Annotated in this window: 10 protein-coding genes and 1 riboswitch; of the genes, 1 reads left to right on the forward strand and 9 read right to left on the reverse strand. The window is 38.5% G+C overall.

Features of this window, described 5'->3' with window-relative positions; translation table 11 throughout:
• Positions 1-112: 112 nt before the first annotated feature.
• The 7 genes from JZO83_RS12215 to mgtA form a co-directional block, all read right to left on the reverse strand.
• The gene (locus tag JZO83_RS12215) at positions 113-1,204 is read right to left on the reverse strand and encodes a DUF916 and DUF3324 domain-containing protein (RefSeq protein ID WP_206854042.1); all 1,092 of its coding nucleotides are present in this window, start codon (positions 1,202-1,204) and stop codon (positions 113-115) included.
• Positions 1,205-1,356: 152 nt separating this feature from the next.
• Complete coding sequence (locus JZO83_RS12220; RefSeq protein ID WP_207115905.1) at positions 1,357-2,094, reverse strand: WxL domain-containing protein; 738 nt, start codon at positions 2,092-2,094, stop codon at positions 1,357-1,359.
• A 17-nt stretch (positions 2,095-2,111) separates the two neighbouring features.
• Complete coding sequence (locus tag JZO83_RS12225; protein WP_206854046.1) at positions 2,112-2,900, reverse strand: WxL domain-containing protein; 789 nt, start codon at positions 2,898-2,900, stop codon at positions 2,112-2,114.
• A gap of 39 nt (positions 2,901-2,939) precedes the next feature.
• Positions 2,940-3,665: a WxL domain-containing protein gene (locus tag JZO83_RS12230; protein ID WP_207115906.1), complete on the reverse strand. Its 726-nt coding sequence runs from the start codon at positions 3,663-3,665 to the stop codon at positions 2,940-2,942.
• A complete protein-coding gene (locus JZO83_RS12235) occupies positions 3,662-4,048 on the reverse strand; it encodes an LPXTG cell wall anchor domain-containing protein (RefSeq protein ID WP_206854052.1) in 387 nt (128 codons plus the stop codon). Before JZO83_RS12235 ends, JZO83_RS12230 begins: the two co-directional genes overlap by 4 nt.
• A 35-nt stretch (positions 4,049-4,083) precedes the next feature.
• Complete coding sequence (locus JZO83_RS12240) at positions 4,084-8,943, reverse strand: hypothetical protein (protein ID WP_207115907.1); 4,860 nt, start codon at positions 8,941-8,943, stop codon at positions 4,084-4,086.
• Positions 8,944-10,414: 1,471 nt separating this feature from the next.
• Entirely contained in the window at positions 10,415-13,063 is a 2,649-nt protein-coding gene (gene mgtA / locus JZO83_RS12245; protein ID WP_207115908.1) for a magnesium-translocating P-type ATPase, read from the reverse strand.
• 467 nt (positions 13,064-13,530) lie between these two features.
• Positions 13,531-13,703, reverse strand: a riboswitch (M-box (ykoK) riboswitch).
• A 146-nt stretch (positions 13,704-13,849) separates the two neighbouring features.
• Between mgtA and ndk the strand changes: the two genes are divergently transcribed.
• Positions 13,850-14,284: a nucleoside-diphosphate kinase gene (ndk, locus tag JZO83_RS12250; protein WP_206854059.1), complete on the forward strand. Its 435-nt coding sequence runs from the start codon at positions 13,850-13,852 to the stop codon at positions 14,282-14,284.
• Between the two features lie 174 nt (positions 14,285-14,458).
• Here the strand turns inward: ndk and JZO83_RS12255 are convergent, their stop codons facing one another.
• Entirely contained in the window at positions 14,459-15,325 is an 867-nt protein-coding gene (locus JZO83_RS12255) for a helix-turn-helix transcriptional regulator (RefSeq protein WP_207115909.1), read from the reverse strand.
• A 369-nt stretch (positions 15,326-15,694) separates the two neighbouring features.
• On the reverse strand, positions 15,695-17,773 hold the full coding sequence (locus tag JZO83_RS12260; RefSeq protein WP_206854066.1) for an LTA synthase family protein: 2,079 nt from the start codon (positions 17,771-17,773) through the stop codon (positions 15,695-15,697).
• Positions 17,774-17,946 lie beyond the last annotated feature (173 nt).

The following is a 17,946-nucleotide window of genomic DNA, read 5'->3' on the forward strand; positions in this document are numbered from 1 at the left end:
CTCTTTTTTGATCAGTCGTCTTAAATAAATAAAATTATGTGATTCAAGCAAAAATTGTCTGACTGATCTTGTCCATTTGATCAGTCAGACGTTTTTTTATCAGGGATTGATATTATTTATTTTCAGATTTCTCTTCATCTTTTTGTTTTTTTCTTTTCCAAATAATAAAAATCAGTAAAAGAAGCAATAATAATAAGATACCGAATAATACATACATCCACGTATTGTCTTGTTCGATCGTCACATCTTTTTCATTTAACTCTCTAGCCACTTCGCCTTTTATTTCAAAGTCTTTTTCAAATTCCCATTTATATTTATAGGTTTCCTCAGTTCCGCTAGAAGTTTTAACTTTATACTCCCCGTCTTCTGCTTTTTCACCGTATGCAGTCATCTTCATCGTATACTTACCCGCTTCCAACTTTTCACCGTTCAATGAAATCGGATAATCAAAGTGAGAATTAGGTGCCATTTGCATGCTTTCCGTTTGACTCTCATATAGCGTTTCATCTGATCCTTGTTTCGTGATCGTTGTTGCTACATTCAATTGATTCAAATAAGCTGCTTCAGGATTTTGCAAATGAACATTGATCACATTTCTAGCATTGACTTGTGCTGGTTCCACTTTCGTTGCTTTCAGGTCAGGTTGGACTGCTGTCATCGTTTGACGAATCAATAACGCCACCACATAAGAGTATTCATTTTTGATCGCTAATCCCTTATCTTCTGACGAAGAATCTTGGGTATCATCAGACTTTTCTTTAAAAGTGATCCCGCCTGCCATAACGCCATCAAATTTTTCTGCTGGCATAGTCACAGTGATTGGCACTGTCACCTCTGCATGTTTTGGTAAAGTTACTTCAGGTTCAGCTTTCGCATAATCCTTTAAATTATAAACTAAACTGTCATCGGGTTCAATTTTATTTTCACCATACTCCACCACACCATTCAAGTTGGTCGTTGCACTATTGATGGTCGTTTCGATCGTTAAATCTTTGTCTGTATCATTGCGTAATTGGACTTCGATTGTTTGCTGCTTATCTGGCTCCATCAATAAATCAAAATAGGTTTTTTCTTTATCGATCTGGTTTTCCGGAATGACTGGCGTCACGGCAAAATTAAATTCTGAGGCAAAAGCTGATTGACCTGGTAACACACTTATCATGGCAACAAAGAGACTGACAATAAGGATAAATCTTTTTTTCATAATTTTTTTAACTCCCTGATAAATTAGATGTTAGGTGAGGGTATAGAAGAAGTGTCTAGCTCCGAGAACGGCAACTTCTGGCACTTCTTCCTCTCGCCGTGATTAAGGTCAAAACAAGTCTTTTACACTTGTTTTGACCACGATTATTTCTTTTAGTTTCCTGGTGCGTCTGTTAAAGTCCAAGTGAAAGTTGTTTTGTAAGCTTTCGCGTATTTTGTTGTTGAACCTGGCACTTCTAATGCAATACTGTTTTTTGCAGTATCAACTGAATTTCCCCAGTCCATCAAATACGTTCCGGCACCTTCACCGTCTTTTGCGCTCATAACTAATGATTCACTACCGCTTGGGTCTAAGCTGAAAGTTGCAACGCCTGTTGGTTTTGCTGATTGTGAACCAGTCACGACATTACCGTTTGATAATGTGATTTTTGCACCAGTCAATTCTTGATCTTCTGCTGTTTTGAATTGTGCATTTTGTTTCACTTTCAATGTCCAACCTGTTTCAGTTCCGCGGTTGTCAGATACTTGAACAAAGTTTGGTCCTTCTTTTTCAACATCACTTGCATCTTTATATTTTTGTGCTGCAGCATAGTATGTTTGTGTTGTAGATGTGATTTTTTGTTCCCCAAATGCTAGACTTGAAGCAAAGTCGATTGACAATGGACCGTTTGTACCTGGTTCTGGTTTACCGTCTGGTGTTGTTGGGTCAACAGGTGTCACCGGTTGTTCAGGATCAAGTGGATCAACTGGATCAGTTGTATCTGTATTTGGTACATAATTGATGACACCGTTTGATGTATATTCCCCACCATCAGCTGCTGCTACGCTAACTGTGCTGAATACTCCGCCTAATAACATTGTTGATAATAAGATCATTTGTGATTTTTTCATTTTGATTTTCTCCATTCTTAATTTCCTGGTGTATCAGATAGATTCCAGGTTAATATTGTTGAATATGTGACCGCATCTTTTGGTGTTTTACCTGGGATGGTCAATGACACACTTTTTGTGATCACTGAGGACACATCTTTATTTCTTTGGTCTTTTGTTGTGACTGTCTCCACTTTGTCACCCCATGCTTCGATCCATGTCCCTGAACCAGCATCTGATTCTGCACTTAGTACGATCGATTCTGCCCCATTTGGATCTAAGGCGATTTCAGTGGTAGCAGTTGGTGCAGCTACACCTTCTGCATTTGATTTAACGACTGGATCCAGTAATTGGATCACTGCACCAGTCAAAGTTTTGTTTAATGTTTCATCATTCTGGAATTGACCGTTTTGACATACTTTCAATGTCCAACCGGCATTGTTGCCTCGGTGATCAGACACTTGAACATAATCCGGTGTCACTAGATCAGAAAGTGAGCCATCGTCATTTACATACGTTTGTGCTTTGGCATAATACGTTTCTGTTTTGTTCGAGATCTTATTCATACCGAAATCAAAGCTTGAAGCAAAGTCAATCGATAGAGGGCCTTTGGTTCCTGGTTCTGGATCCGTTCCATCTGGATTGGTTGGATGAACCGGTTTATCTGGATCTGGGTCTATCGGATTGACTGGCTCAGTTGGATCAGTATCCGGTACAAAATTAACGGTACCATTACTTTCGTACTTCGCCTGATCGACCGCTTGGACGGTAGTCGTTACTCCTGTCAAAAGACTAATGATCATTAAACCACTTACTGTTTTTTTCATGCGATCCTCCAAAGTGATTTATTTCCTAAGTCTTTTGGTTTATGGTGCAGGAGTAGATTTAAGGCTCCATGTCAACGTTGTGCTATATTCTTTCGCCAATTTGACTGTTTTACCTGGTACATTAAGTTTTACAGCACTTGCACCTTCTGTAGAATCTGTACCAAATTTGTAGATCCAAGTCCCCATTCCTTTACCTGCATCCGCAGTCATCAAAACTGATTCGCTACCAGGTGTCAATGTGTTTTGAGTCACTAGGTCTGGTTTGTATTGATCATCCATGATCGATGCGCTTGCGCCATTACTTAATGATAGAACCGCGCCAGATAATTCTTCGTCTGCGGCAGTTTTGAATTGGCTGTCTTGAGTCACAGATAATGTCCAACCTTCTTGTGTTCCACGTTTGTCTGTTACTTGCACGTAGTTTGGACCGTCAGTACCATCTTTGAATGTTTGGATCTGTGCATAGTAGTCTTTAGTTACAGTAGTGATTTTTTGTTTCCCAAATTGAAAGCTTGAAGCAAAATCAATTGATAGAGGTCCATTTGTACCTGGCTTTGGTCCAGTTGGATCAGTTGGATCAACTGGCTCTACCGGATTTGTTGGATCAGTTGGGTCAACTGGATCAGTTGGATCTGTATCTGCTTCAAATGCGATCACACCGTTTGTTTCATAGCTTGCAGTTTCATCTGCAGCAAACACTGTGCTTGTTCCTAATAATGTACTGAATAAAATAATCCCCGCTGTTAACATCGTTGTCTTTTTCATTTTTCTCTTTTTCTCCTTTTCATAACAATAATTAGCAATACGATCAATAGAAGGAAGCTTCCAATCATCGTAAATTGTTTACTCACATAATCCCCAGTTTTTGGTAACTGTTTGCTATCTCCTTGCGACACTTCATTTGGATTCGCATTTATTTCATTTTCTCCAGAAGGTGATTGATTTTCTTGGGAAGAACTAGGCGAAGTAACATCACCTACTCCTTCTTCAGAACTTGAACTGCTTTCATCCTCTGGATATTCGTAAGTGCCATAAAAACCTGTAACACCTTCACTTTTGATTGATTGATCCTCTTCTGCGAAACCAATTGGTGTCAGACTGAAAAGTAGTCCTAACATCAAGAGGATCTTCCACCTTTTTTTCTTCATTTTACCCACCTTTTTCTCTAACGTTATGCTTTTTCCTATGGATTACCTGGTGCTGAAACTAACGACCATGATAATGTTCCTTGGTAACTTCCGACTTTTTGTTTTTCCGGAGGAACAGTTAACTTGATCCCTTTGTTTTTCGCTTGATCCCATTCTTGATTCACAAGATATTCGCCATTTGTCGTTAATGTCTTTTCTTCCACGATCACTGCATTTGGTCCAAGCACTGTATTTGTTGTCCCATCTGTGAATGAAAGTGCGTTAGAAAGTTGGGTGTTTCCAGAAGTCAAAGGTTGTTTTTCAGTGACTGTCAATTGCCAGTTGTCTCGTTCGGAACCTCTTGTATCTTTTACAATCAAATCACCTTCGATCAGTGGCCAATAGGTTTGAGTCGTTGACTTGACTTTTTGCGTTTCGAAATTCATCGTTTTTGGTACTTCTTTTAATTCCAAAGTGCCGGTAATTGCTACATTGACTGTTTTTTCAGCCGTTATGCCATTTAATTGATAGCTATACGTCGTTGAAACATTTTTTAAGACTTCTGCTTCGGTCGTATTCTTGATCGCTGAAAACGTCGCGTCCGCTAACGTTGGCACTTGATTGGCACTACCATCTGCTAAAATGACTTGCGCCATGGTTCGTTGAGCCAAATCTTGTTGTGCCGACAAAGCATTGGCATCTGCTAAGCTCATACGAACATCCTTTGCATAGACTGCAAAATAGCGATCGCTTGAAATCTCTGCTTCATTTTTCACAACGATCAAGTTTGCTTGTTGTTCCTTTTCATTTCCAGTCGTGCCGACTTTGTAATCAATGACATGTTTTCTTGAAACTTCATCTGTCGCTAATGGCTGTTTGATTTCATCCATCACATCAGCTGTGATTGAATCGGTAAAGAACGGACGCCCTTTGGCTTCCATTAGTGATAAGATGGATTGTTCATCAACTAAATCGGCTGCTTCTTTTTCAGAAATGATCACATTTCTAGCTGAAAGCTCTGCTTCATTTGAATATTTTACTTTGACTTCATAGCTGTATTCGCTATCTGGCGATTGCCAATCAATCGTTGAAGAATCTTTTTGTTCCCCAATCGTTGTAGGCGCCTCACCATTTTTTGAACTAGTGATTTCAGCTTGGTACAACCATGAACCAGTTGCTTGTGTTTCAGGCTCAAAGCTCAATTTTGGCGTAATACCCTTTCCTGAGGGAATCAGCAAACGTCCTTTTTGAACTTTCGTACCCGCCGTTTCGGTTCCCCAAGCATTCAAGACTAACGGTGCATTTCCTTCTTTCACTTCACTGACATTGTGGAAAATGCTTCCTTCACCTTGCGCAATTCCTGGATTTTCTACTTCATAATCGATGATCGAACCAGGAATCGCGATACCATAACCACTACCCGTTTTCGAAACATCATTATCCCCGATGAAGCTTTTTCCAGTTGCTTTTTCCGTCCCTCTAAAATTCAAAGGTGTAAGTTTCGTGGCATTCGCAATCGTTGGATTGATCGTCAAGACTTGATACGCTTTATTTGCACCGAACCACGTACCGGTACTATCTACTTGTGTTGCTGAATCTCCAGTAGTTGGTTTGATCCAGACTAATTCATCTTTTGCTGGATCAGGAAATTCGATATCTGAAATATTGACTTTTCCTGTTCCCGGAATCGTTTCTAAAGTAGCTTCATCTTCAATAGTCAATTTAGCTGCTGAAACTAAATTACTAGAATTTGACACGCCGATCCCTGCATTTTTTGAAAGATGGATATCCCCAAATGAATGATAGGTCGTTGCATGATTGGCTGCCGTAGCAGATAACCCATTTTTGATATTTCCGCCGTTTGCCATCAATTTCAATCCGTTCGTGACGTTTAGTTCAGTAAAATTGACGATTCCTAAGCCAGTAAGATTGAGTGGATCTGTTTGATATTTGCCCGTACCGTCCACATTTTCACCAAAATTGAACACTACTTTGTTTGTGCTGGCACTAGCAATCGTATTTGTAAAGTTATCACTTGCTGAACCACCAGATAAACCATTGATGCTAGCAGCACCTTGAACATTTGCCGTAACATTTCTCAAAATTTTTCCACTGCTGATGTTTGAATATTGTGTAGCATAGAGATTACCGATACTAGAACCGTCCGCTTGGATATTCATCTTGATCGACCCATTTTTAGTGTAAGTAGCGTTCGTTCCGCCATCACCATAAATGCTCGCACCGTTTAATGAATCAACACCTGGTTTGGTAAAAATATTCAAGGTAATCGTATTATCGGTATTGGTTCCCAAGGTCGTGTTTTGTCCATAAGGTCGCCCACCTGTAATATAGGTGTTACCCGGTAATTTGAATTCACCATCATAGTTTCGTAAATCAATGAGTAGACTTGCATTTCCAAGTAGTGTACCAGAGTTCGTAATACCGCCGGAAAATCCATTAGAACCCGTCCGCGGAGTACCAGAGAAGTTACCACCATAGATTCGATTATCTGAATTCCCAGTAATCGTATGATCACCACTAGCTCCATATGAAGCACCCATCGATGCATTGATGACTCCTTCATAGACTGTGACACCAACATTCCCTATATCTTTGGCATCATTCCAACCACCGCCGGATAAGAACCAGTCTACTTGCCCATTATAAACAGTCGTTTGTCCGTTGCCGTATACACGAGCTCCGTTATATCCAGTACCTTCCAATGTATCTGTGATCCCGCCATTCAGCGTATTAGAACTATTTCCTTCGATAACTCCAGAATAAGAGCCCCCATACGTCCAACGTGCGATCGTATTATTCAAAACTGTTTTGGTATCTCCTTTGATGTAGATGTCCCACGTATTGTTCGTAGCAGGGTAGCCACCGCCACCTACAATATCCCAGCCAGAGTTATTTCCTCGACTTTTATTTGTTGTCGAATAATCAAAGCTAGTTGGTCTAGAACCAGAATAAGCTAAGCCATCTCCTCCGGCAGAACCATCCGCATTCGCTGTACCTACTTCAATCGTTGTGTTTCCTTCTATATAACCACCACGCCCAGCTGCTGTTGAATAGATAGAAGAATTATTAAACGAACCACTAACTAATTTTGAAGTAATATTTCCAAATACTTTAAATGTAGCCGCAGCTTTTGCTAGATTGGCTCTTTGATCCGGTGTGTAGGCGTCATAGGTTGCCTCATTCGATGCTCCAATACCGCTTTTATTAAACTTTTCGACATTGTTTCCCGCTCCTCCGTTAAAATCATTGATTCCACCGGCAGATGAGGTGCCTGCTTTGATCGTATTCGTGATATTCCCAGTGACCGTACCGCTGTAACGATTGCCACCTTCAAATTCTGCCCGTCCAGCACTATATGAGCTGCTATCTAAATTCGTTTCGATTCCGTCAGTTGAACGATTGGTACCGATATTTCCTCGAGAAGATCCACCGATAAATCGCTCGCCATTTCCATACCAGCGACCATAACCAGAAATGTTGTTCGTTACTTTTCCACCAATGTCCCCATAGATGACACCGCCATAATAAGTACTTAGTTGAAAGGCTGTCCCACTATTCTTGATAGCAATATTCGTGGATACATTTCCAGTAACATTCGCTGTATTCGTCGTACTTGTTCCATTTCCACCACCGTATAGATTCGTGATCCGTCCGCCAGCATTATTGATCACAGTAGAGACGTTACCATCAACGGTCCCGATGTTCGCTCCCCCAGCCAGTGTAGCGATACCACTGTTCGTGTTGTTGATGATGATGCTCGTGTTTCCTTTCAGCGTTCCACCATTTTGGTTTCCACCAAAGATATTCCACGTACCTGAACCTGTCGTATTGACCGTAATGACCGGATTTCCTACGACATCCCCTGAGTTTGCTCCACCATAAATTGAAATACCGTTACCGACTGATCCGCCGTTTAGATTCAAGCTATGCCCGTTCATATAGAAGTAAGTGCCGGTATAATTGATATTTCGTAAAGTGATTGTTGAACCAAAGTAAGCATTCGCAGTAAAAGCAAGTGTTTTTGCGCCAGATGGCACGGTTAAATCTTGTGTGATCGGATCGTCTGAATGTCCAGTGATCACTAAGTTGTTCACTTTATCTTTTAATGAAGCAAATGTAGCATTTGTTGCATCAACTGTACTTGGAATCGTGTTCGCAACTGTACCAGCTGTTAAAGTGACGTTTGCCCCGACATACATGACATAATCTTGCATATTGCCTGCCTGATACAAATCATTTAACGCCGTTTTCACTCCAGCATCTGATGCTGCATAGGTTTGGTACGGCTGAGTAGCATCTGTCGGACTTGGTACAACGAGTACTTTTGTCTTATCTGCTGTTGCAATCGTATCTTTGATTGAAGCATCTGTACTTGTCAATGCACGGATTGCTTGCTGTTTGAATATCGCTTTTAGTTGGAGATCCTTCGTCACCGTTACTTGGCTAAGTTCTTCATTTGTGTAAAGCTTGCCATCCATTTCCCAACCACTGAATGATTGTTCTGCTGACAAACTTGGTATATCACTACTTGAAATTTTTTCGTTTTCCTTAACTGTCAGTTCTTTGACTTCATCACCTGATTCGAATAAATGATTGCTGTCTGTTGTGAATGTTAAAGTAAAACTTTTTTCTTCAGTCGTAGATTCTTGTGTCTGTTCCTCTGAAGAAGGTGACGTCTCTGACTGTTTCACCTCCTCTTTTACTGTTTCTGTTGTCTGTGTGACTGTCTCTTCACTTTGCATAGTCGAATCAACTGACTCATCTGTTTGAGTTGTGGGTGATTGAGTAAGTTGAGTATTTTCAGTATCCACTGCCTGTACGACTGCCGGCAATGGAGAAGTTACCCCTGCAAAGAGAAGCATTGCGGCAACACACATAACAATATTTTTTTTCATTTTATCTTCCCTTCTGCTTCACACAACAAGATCAACTTGTTGATAATTATTATTGCTTGCTTGATTCTTTTTGTATTGTATACTGTTGGATCTGGTTATTTTTAAAAAAAATTTCTCTGTTTCAGAAAAACGATTAATTTTTCTTTGAGCATATTATTTGACTTTTAAAAATAACAAGTGATTTTTAAAAGGGTAAAAAAATATAAAAAAAGCTGATATATCAATATTTACCGAACATGGTGAATATGCTATATTTTTAATTTCCTTCTTATTTAATTTATATTCATGAAAACAAAATGATAGTTTCATGAATAATGAAGGATTAATTTACAAATGAATTTTTTAACCACAGATTTTTTTGATAAGTTTCTGTTGTTTTTTTATTCAATTTCAGCATTGTTATGTTACTCTTTTTAATCAATAATTTAAAAATAACCATGATACCTCTTCTAAGAATCTAGAGATTCACTCAAATAAACATAAGGAGACAGCCAAATCACTTTCAGCATTTTTCTTCGGTTGATTGCTATTTTTCTAAAAATCATCCATCAGCCCCTATCTTTAAACACAATACACCATTTTAGAAACAAGGATTTCAGAAATAAGCCATCATTCATAAAAATTTGTAACACACAATTTTTCATGAATGATAGCTTATTCCGTTTGGATACTTCAACGTCAAGCTCATATGCTCAACCTTTAATCTCTGACGTTCTTGACTCAAATATTTGTAAATACCTTTTCACACACATGTTGCAGAACGTTTCTCTGCTATCTAAACAAACAGACGTAATCAGTAAAACCTATTAAAACTATTTGTGTCCGTATCCCCAAATACACTCACTAATAGCATCTATTCTAATCGATACATCATTCCCGCCTTTGCCGAATAACCGATTTCAAGCATACTCTTGCTATTGTATCTTCCAAGAGCATTTCCCCAATGGATTTCTTCGTTTTATCCGCCCTTCACCTCCTTGTCCCGTTGCGAGTAGAGACATGAGACAAATGATCTATGTAATACAATGGTTGATCTAGTTGCTGATATCAATGGTTTATGGTTATCTAGCGTTTTTTTAAATTAAGCAATTTGATCATTCATCGCATAATAGATTGTTTATCCAACTTAGCAATAGCTGGCAACGGGTAATATTTGATTGTGTTTATACAATCGCTCAAACATATTGTATAACGCATGTTTCCATTATATTTAAATATAATTTATCAATTTTTTTAAAAATCATTTAAATATAACTATTGAAAACGCTTGACTTTTATAATAAGGCGGATAAAAAAATAGATTAGGCATCTAAAATACCTAATCTATCAGCTTTTTATTTTGAAGTTATCCTGTCACATTCCACGAAACTCTATATATAATAAGTGAGATAATCAAAATGAGAATCGTCTTTTCACTAGAAATACATCTAAAAATTCTCTTTTTTTGGACAAAAGCACAGAATATGCTTTTTTATAGTAATTCGCCAAATTTATTGATATAGATTTTTTTGATGAATGTAACTAATCCTAAGTAAGCGATGACGGTCACGATCAACCAAATCCAATAGTTTGCTGGTAATGGTAGTAAACCTAGTCCTTGACCAAAATTAGTAAACGGTAAAACAGAACCGACTAGAATACCTAGTGTGGTGATTGAAAACATGATAAAAGTAGCATTACTTTGTAAGAATGGCACTTTAGGTGTACGTAACGCATGCAATACAAGGGTTTGAGTCCATAAAGACTCAACGAACCAGCCCGCATGGAACAATGCGATAAATAGGACTTGTTGTGAACCTGTCAATGTATGGTAACTGCCACCAACGACCGCTGGACAAATCACAAAGTACATCAATAGATACGTCGTGATGTCAAAAATAGAACTCGTCGGTCCGAAGTATACCATGAATTTTCCAATACTTGATGCTTCCCATTTTTTAGGTTCATGCAAATACTCTTTGTCCATTCTATCCCACGGTAATGAGATACAAGAAACATCATATATCAAATTCAAAAATAGGATTTGTAGTGGGAGCATAGGTAAAAATGGAAGGAATGTGCTCGCAACTAAGACAGAAAACATATTTCCAAAATTTGAACTAGCTGTCGCTTTGATATATTTCATAATATTACCAAACGTTTCTCTACCAGACAGTAACCCTTTTTCTAAGATCATCAAATCTTTTTCTAATAAGATGACATCTGCTGATTCTTTGGCAATATCTACGGCTGTGTCTACTGAAATTCCAATATCCGCAACTTTCATCGCTGGCGCATCATTGATACCATCTCCTAAGAAACCTACTGTATGCCCATTATTACGCAACGCTGTCGTTAACCGAGCTTTTTGTTGAGGATTCAATTTAACAAAGACATCATGCGCTTCAGCTACTTTTCCTAATTCCTTGTCAGACATCTCAGCAATTTTCTCACCAGTGATCAATTCATTGATTTGCAAGCCTACTTGACGACAAACAGAGCGGGTGACTAATTCGTTATCACCTGTTAGTACTTTGACAGCAACGCCATGATCTTTCAACGCTTTCAACGCTTGCTTAGTTGTTTCTTTTGGCGGATCTAGGAAAGCAAGATAGCCAATCAAGACCATCTCTGATTCGTCTTTCACTGAAAATTCCCCAACTACACTTGGATTCGTTTTTTGTGCAACACCGATGACACGTAAGCCATCTTCATTTAAATCTCTAACTTTTGCCAAAACTGTTTCTCTTTGTTCTGCGGTCAATGGTTTGACTTCACCACCAAGGTCGATATAAGAAGAGATGCTTAACATTTCTTCGATCGCACCTTTTGTGATCATTTGGGTTTTCCCAGCTGGATCTGCTACCACGACACTCATTCTTCTGCGTTCAAAATCAAAGGGGATCTCATCTACTTTTTGGTAACGGATCTGCTCTGTATCTAACGACTCAACAGCTTCGTCAATAATCGCAACATCTAAAAGGTTTTTTAAGCCCGTTTGATAGTAACTATTCAAATAGGCGTGGCGCAATACGCGCTCGTTTTCATTTCCTTCACAATCCATGTGATATTCTAAAATAATCTTGTCTTGCGTCAATGTTCCAGTTTTATCTGTACAAAGTACATCGATCGCACCGAAGTTTTGAATGGCATTCAGATTTTTGATGACTGTTCCTTTTTTCGCCATCGCACTAGCACCTTTCACAAGGTTTGTCGTAACGATCATCGGCAACATTTCTGGTGTTAAGCCAACAGCGACTGACAAACCAAACAAGAATGCTTCTAACCAATCTCCTTTTGTAAAACCATTGATCACAATGACAGTTGGTGCCATCAACGCCATAAATTTGATCAACAACATCGATGTTTTTTGGATACCTAGTTCAAAGCTTGTTTTCACAGGTTTTTGTGATAAGTTTTGCGCCACATGACCAAACATCGTATCGTTTCCAACAGAGATGATAATGCCTTCTGCACTACCACTGATTACATTACTTCCCATAAATGCAATATTTTCATAACTTGTTTCACTTTGTGTTCTTCCAGAGCAAACAGTTGCATGCTTTTCAACCGGATAGCTTTCGCCAGTCAATGCAGCTTGTGAGATAAATAAATCTTTGGCAGAAAGTAACCGCATATCCGCTGGGATCATATCCCCTGCAGATAAACGTACTTGATCCCCACAAACGATTTCTTCCATGGGAATTTCTTTGTATCCACCATCTCGTTTAACTGCCGCTGTTACCTTGACTAATGATTTCAACTTTTCAGCAGCTTGGTTTGAACGGACGGATTGGATCAAAGTCATCGTGCCGCTGACTAGCACCATCGCGAAAATGATGATCACACCAAACAAATCTTTATCTGCTGGAGCGGCTAATACATACTCGGTGATATAAGAAATAATTCCTAATGCAATCAATACTAACGTAAAAGGGGTGATAAACGCTTTGATCGCTTCTACAATAAAAGGCGTTTTCTTTCCATATGAAATACTATTATTTCCATAAGTTTCTCTTAGACTTTCGACTTGTTCTGAAGACAAGCCTTTTTGTGTTGTATGAAATAAGTCGAATAACTGTTGCTTGTTTTTACTAGCAAAACCAGCATAGACTTTTCTTGTTTCTTTCTTTTTTTCCATCTTGTGATTCTCCTTTGATCTTTAGGTTGTGAGAAAGCCGTTCAGTTTCAAGTATTAAGGCAGGAATTGAGAAAAATAGCTGCTCGCATTTTTTCAATTTTAGACTTGATATTGAAAGAACTGACTTCCAAACACCGTTTATTTGGTTTTAAGAGACAAACAAGACTGATGCCCCTGAACCATTTTTACTTAATCAACGGAGACAGAGTGTTTCAAAGGCGCTGAGAACAGATAGATAATAGTCTCAACAGACCAACGCTTTGTCTCCTTGTACTCCTGACTGTCATCCATTTGTTCTCATCTCCTTTCGTTTACTAACTTTACTTCCTTGTCTGATTACTTGATACTTCAACTTCCCAACTAGATCACCCTCAAACACTTCTTTATTTGAAAAACTGGTCGGTGACAAACAAAAAACCTTTCGCCAAAACTCAGCGAAAGGTCAAAAAAGTGCACAAAAAAAAGCGTGGTTGATCTACTCGTTGAGTTTTGGCACTATACAACGTAAAAAGCAAAAGAGCTTTTAGCTACCTTATGAAAAGCCTTATCTCGACAATTCCTGTTCTACCCATTGGCGTCTCTCGACATTTTTGGGCAGTAGCCTATGTTTGTATAGGAGCCTCACCTAACAAATCTTATTCAGTTTTTCCTCACCTAATGTAACAACTATTTGACGGAATGTCAAACACATTTTCAAAAAAATAAATGAAAGTATAAGGGATTCGTTTGTCATGCTTTCTTTCTCTAGGTATAATGAGCATATCACAACAGTTAGGAGTGAAGGATATGGAACGTACACTTGTTATTATCAAACCTGATGGGGTAAGACGTCATCTGGTCGGTCGAATCATCCAGCGATTTGAAGAAAAAGGATTCGCCATAGCTGAAATGAAATTCGCTACGATGACTGAAAAACTAGCGAAAGAACACTATCAACATCTCTCTGGTCGAAGCTTTTTCGAGGACTTGATCGACTACATGACTTCTGGACCAGTCGTTTTTCTGGTATTAACAGGTGAAGATGTGATCGATCTCGTGCGTAAAATGGTCGGTGCAACAAAAGCAGCAGATGCCGTTCCTGGGACGATCCGGGGCGATTTTGCCTTACCTGGTACAGAAAACATCATCCATGCTTCGGATTCACGAGATGCAGCGAATACTGAGATCACACGTTTCTTTCCACCATTCGATACGAAAAAAGTAGAAGAGCCAAAAAAATGAAGTCTTTGGCCGTTGACTGCTTGATTTCGTGAAATTTATTTTTGTTTTTTACCAGTACTTCTGAGATAGGTCACGCTTAACACGTTCAGTGAGAGCTTTGACTTAATACTAGAGGTACTGGTTTTCCTTTTGCATTAAGCCAAATATCCACTTGGATCTACTCTCTCTAACGTCCTATCGTTTGGTTTGGATCGACAATAATTTCTTTTCCAACTCTTCTCGTTCTTCTTTTCCTAAAGTATATTCGATCACCGCAAACAATGACTGACATTCCGCTTCTTCCGTCGGTTCCCCTAATGCAGTTGCGATCAAATGCCGATAGTAATCAGACATCAAACTCTCGTAAATAGCTGCTCTTTTGGGTTTTAAAGCTAAGCAACGATACATATCCTCGTTGATACTTCGAGCTTTTTTGTATCTTTTTTTGTCGATATAATAAACAGTCAAATTCTTCAAAAAAAGGAACAAACACTGATCATATCCTGACTTCATGGCTTTACGCATTCTTTTTTTGATTTTCAAGTAATTGTTTTCGATAAATGAATCACTGAAAATAAACGGAAATTCTGCTAACAAGTCAAGTTCATATCGACCAAATTCTTTCATTTTCATAAAATAATCTTCGATCATCCGTATCTCATATCCTAAAAACTCCACTTGGATGTCTGGCTTCACATGTGATTTCCAATACATATGTATATTCAGTACGAGATAATACAGATCAGCTGTCCGTTTGAATTGCTTGCGATTATCTGCGATTTCTTTGTAAGGATCAAAATCTTCCTCCTGTACCTTGTTCAACAAATTGCGTGTTTTTCTCGTTTTACGTGGTTCTTCCAATTGGTTTCTTAGAGATTCATATTCTGTCAGCGTGATATTCAATCGATCAAGAAAAGCCATTAGCGTTAAAAAAGAAATTTTTTTGATCGTCCGACTCTCGATGCCAACTAGTGAAGTTTTTGAACAGATCCCCTCTGCCAATTGTGACTGTGTCAGCTTCCGACTCACCCGTAATTTTTTGATTAATTCTCCATCGTGCATAAGATGATGCCTCCTTTTGTGTGTGCATTTTTCAATAAGATTCTCTTAGTAAGATCAACGATCGAAAAAAGAAAAGAACTATCGAAATATTTATTGCATTCACTAATTAAGTACGCATAAATGAAAAAATATTTGAATATCAATAAAAAAACTTCTAAAAAGTGAGAAAACTCAACTTTTTAGAAGTTTGGTAAGGTTGTGAGAAAGCCGTTTATCATAGGTTGTGAAAGGAGCGGTTTGACCTGAGCAGTAAGATAGAAAAACAGAAAATAGCTTTTCATATTTTTTGTTTTTCTAGCTTAGTGTTGAAGGTCAGCTCCTTGAGCACCGTTTATCATAGGTTGTGAAAGGAGCGGTATTTATCCGAGTCTAAGGATTATCCACTGCCCCATTATCTGCTGGGTATAGGTTCGTTGTCGTCTGATCATGATTTTTAGAATAGACACTCGTTGAAGCGGAACCCTTTTCTTTTTCGATTTGTTTATTTCGTTCAACTTGGTTCTTATAGTCATACTGTGTAGGATCGATTGTTTTAAACCCATTTGGCACATAGAAGCGCAAGAGATTTTCTTGGTTGAGTTTATCCGAAAGACTCAAAGCTGTTTTTACTTGGTTTTGTTCTTTTTCTACCTTTTGTTCGGCTGTTTGATTCGCTTCAAGCAGCTGTCCTGTTTTCGTATCGTAGATTTTCCCACCTAGTACTGTGTAGTCTGGAGCAACAAAATTCCCATTTCTAAATGCCACGACTTGATCATGTTGCGGTGAAAGCAGATCCGTACCGAAATGGATGTAATTATTGTCTTCGACTCCTAGTAAGTGGAGTAAAGTTGGTAGAACGTCGATCTCGCCACCATACTCATGGTTAACTGTTCCTTTTGTGTAACCTGGGATATGGAACATCAACGGTACTCTTTGCATTTGGGCATTGTCGAAATCACCCCATGTTTCTGGATCTTTCCCCAGTGCTGAAGCAAGGTCTTTATTATCTGTGTTTGAGATACCAAAGTGATCTCCGTAAATCACAAACATCGAGTGATCATAAATCCCCGAAGCTTTCAAATACGTAAAGAATTGTTCGAGTGATTGATCCAAATAATGGGCTGTCCGCACATAGTTATCCACCGTGCTATTTCCCGTATCCAATGAAGGAAAGTCAAAATTTTTGTCATCTGTATAATATGGTGTGTGGTTCGTCACTGAAAGAAACTTCGCATAAAATGGTTGTTGCAAATGTTCTAAATAGTTTGCTGATTCCCGAAATAGATCTTTGTCTAAAATCCCATACCCAAGCATTTCATCTGAATCATCAAAATATGACCGGTCAAAGAAATTTTCATAGCCTAAATTTTTATACACATGGTCACGATTCCAGAAACTACCAACATTCCCGTGAAAAACTGCGCTAGTATACCCTTGGGTTTGGTCCAAGATCGCTGGAGCAGCTTGAAACACATTATCAGATCCTAATTCTGTAAACAGCGAACCTTGAGGTAAACCAAACGTTCCGGTTTCCAACATATTCTCAGCATCACTGGTTTTTCCTTGCCCAACTTCATGGAAGAAATTATCAAAACTGATCGTTCCTTGGTCGGTGAAAAGACTATTCAAAAAAGGAGTGACTTCTTGTCCATCGACTTTCATATTGATCAAAAATTGTTGAAAACTTTCTAGATGCAACACGATCACATTTCTTCCTTTTGCCAGTCCAAACATCTCTGGATCAGGGGCAGCATAATGCGATTTCGTGTAATCAAGGACTTCATCTAGTCCATTACTACTTGCATGTGCTCTGACACTACTAGTGATTCCCGTTTTTATCCCGTCATAGATCGTATACGCATCAAGTCCAAGATATTTCACGATATAAGAACGGTCAAAGGTTCGTTGCAATAATTGCGGACGATTTGCTTCACTCATTGCAAGATTGCCAGAAAAAATCAAGGCGGACAAACAAGTGACCGCGATTGCAACTGGCTTGCGTATCGGCTGTGCTTTAAGAGGTACTTTTTTTACCAATACACGAATCAACAGAAAAGCAAAGACTGCGATATCCACCCAATAAAGGATGTCATGTGGTTTCATCAAAGAAAAAGAGCTACCAGATAACCCTTGAGACACCTTAGAGAAACCTAGAGCTGATTTAACGGTGATAAAATCTGTAAATTCACGATAAAAAATAATATTCAAATACAGCAATAACGTATTTAAAAAATCGATGATAAATAATACGATCAAACTTGTTCTGATCTTTTTAAAATACAAAGAAATCCCAAAGAATAATAGCGTTGTTGCAATCGGATTGATCCATAAAATAAAAGATTGGATACTACCTTCTACCCCTAAAGAAAAATCGGTGTAGTAAGCAAAAATCGTTTTCATCCAAAAGAAAAAGCCAGCAATCAAAACCACGAGTACTTGATGTTGGCCAATTTTTTTTAGCTGTGTCAAAGTCACCACTTCTCTCTAAATTATTATTCCTGTCTATTTTGCTCCTAAAAATTCGATTTTTGCTAAAAAAGTTTGATTTTTTACTCTTTTTTATAAATTAATAACTTGCGTTTTCTAGCTAGATTTTTCTCGTTTAAAAAGCCACTTCTTCTAAAACAAGGTGGTATCTACAA

Source organism: Enterococcus sp. DIV1298c, assembly GCF_017316315.1.
In the GTDB taxonomy this organism is placed as follows: domain Bacteria; phylum Bacillota; class Bacilli; order Lactobacillales; family Enterococcaceae; genus Enterococcus_B; species Enterococcus_B mangumiae.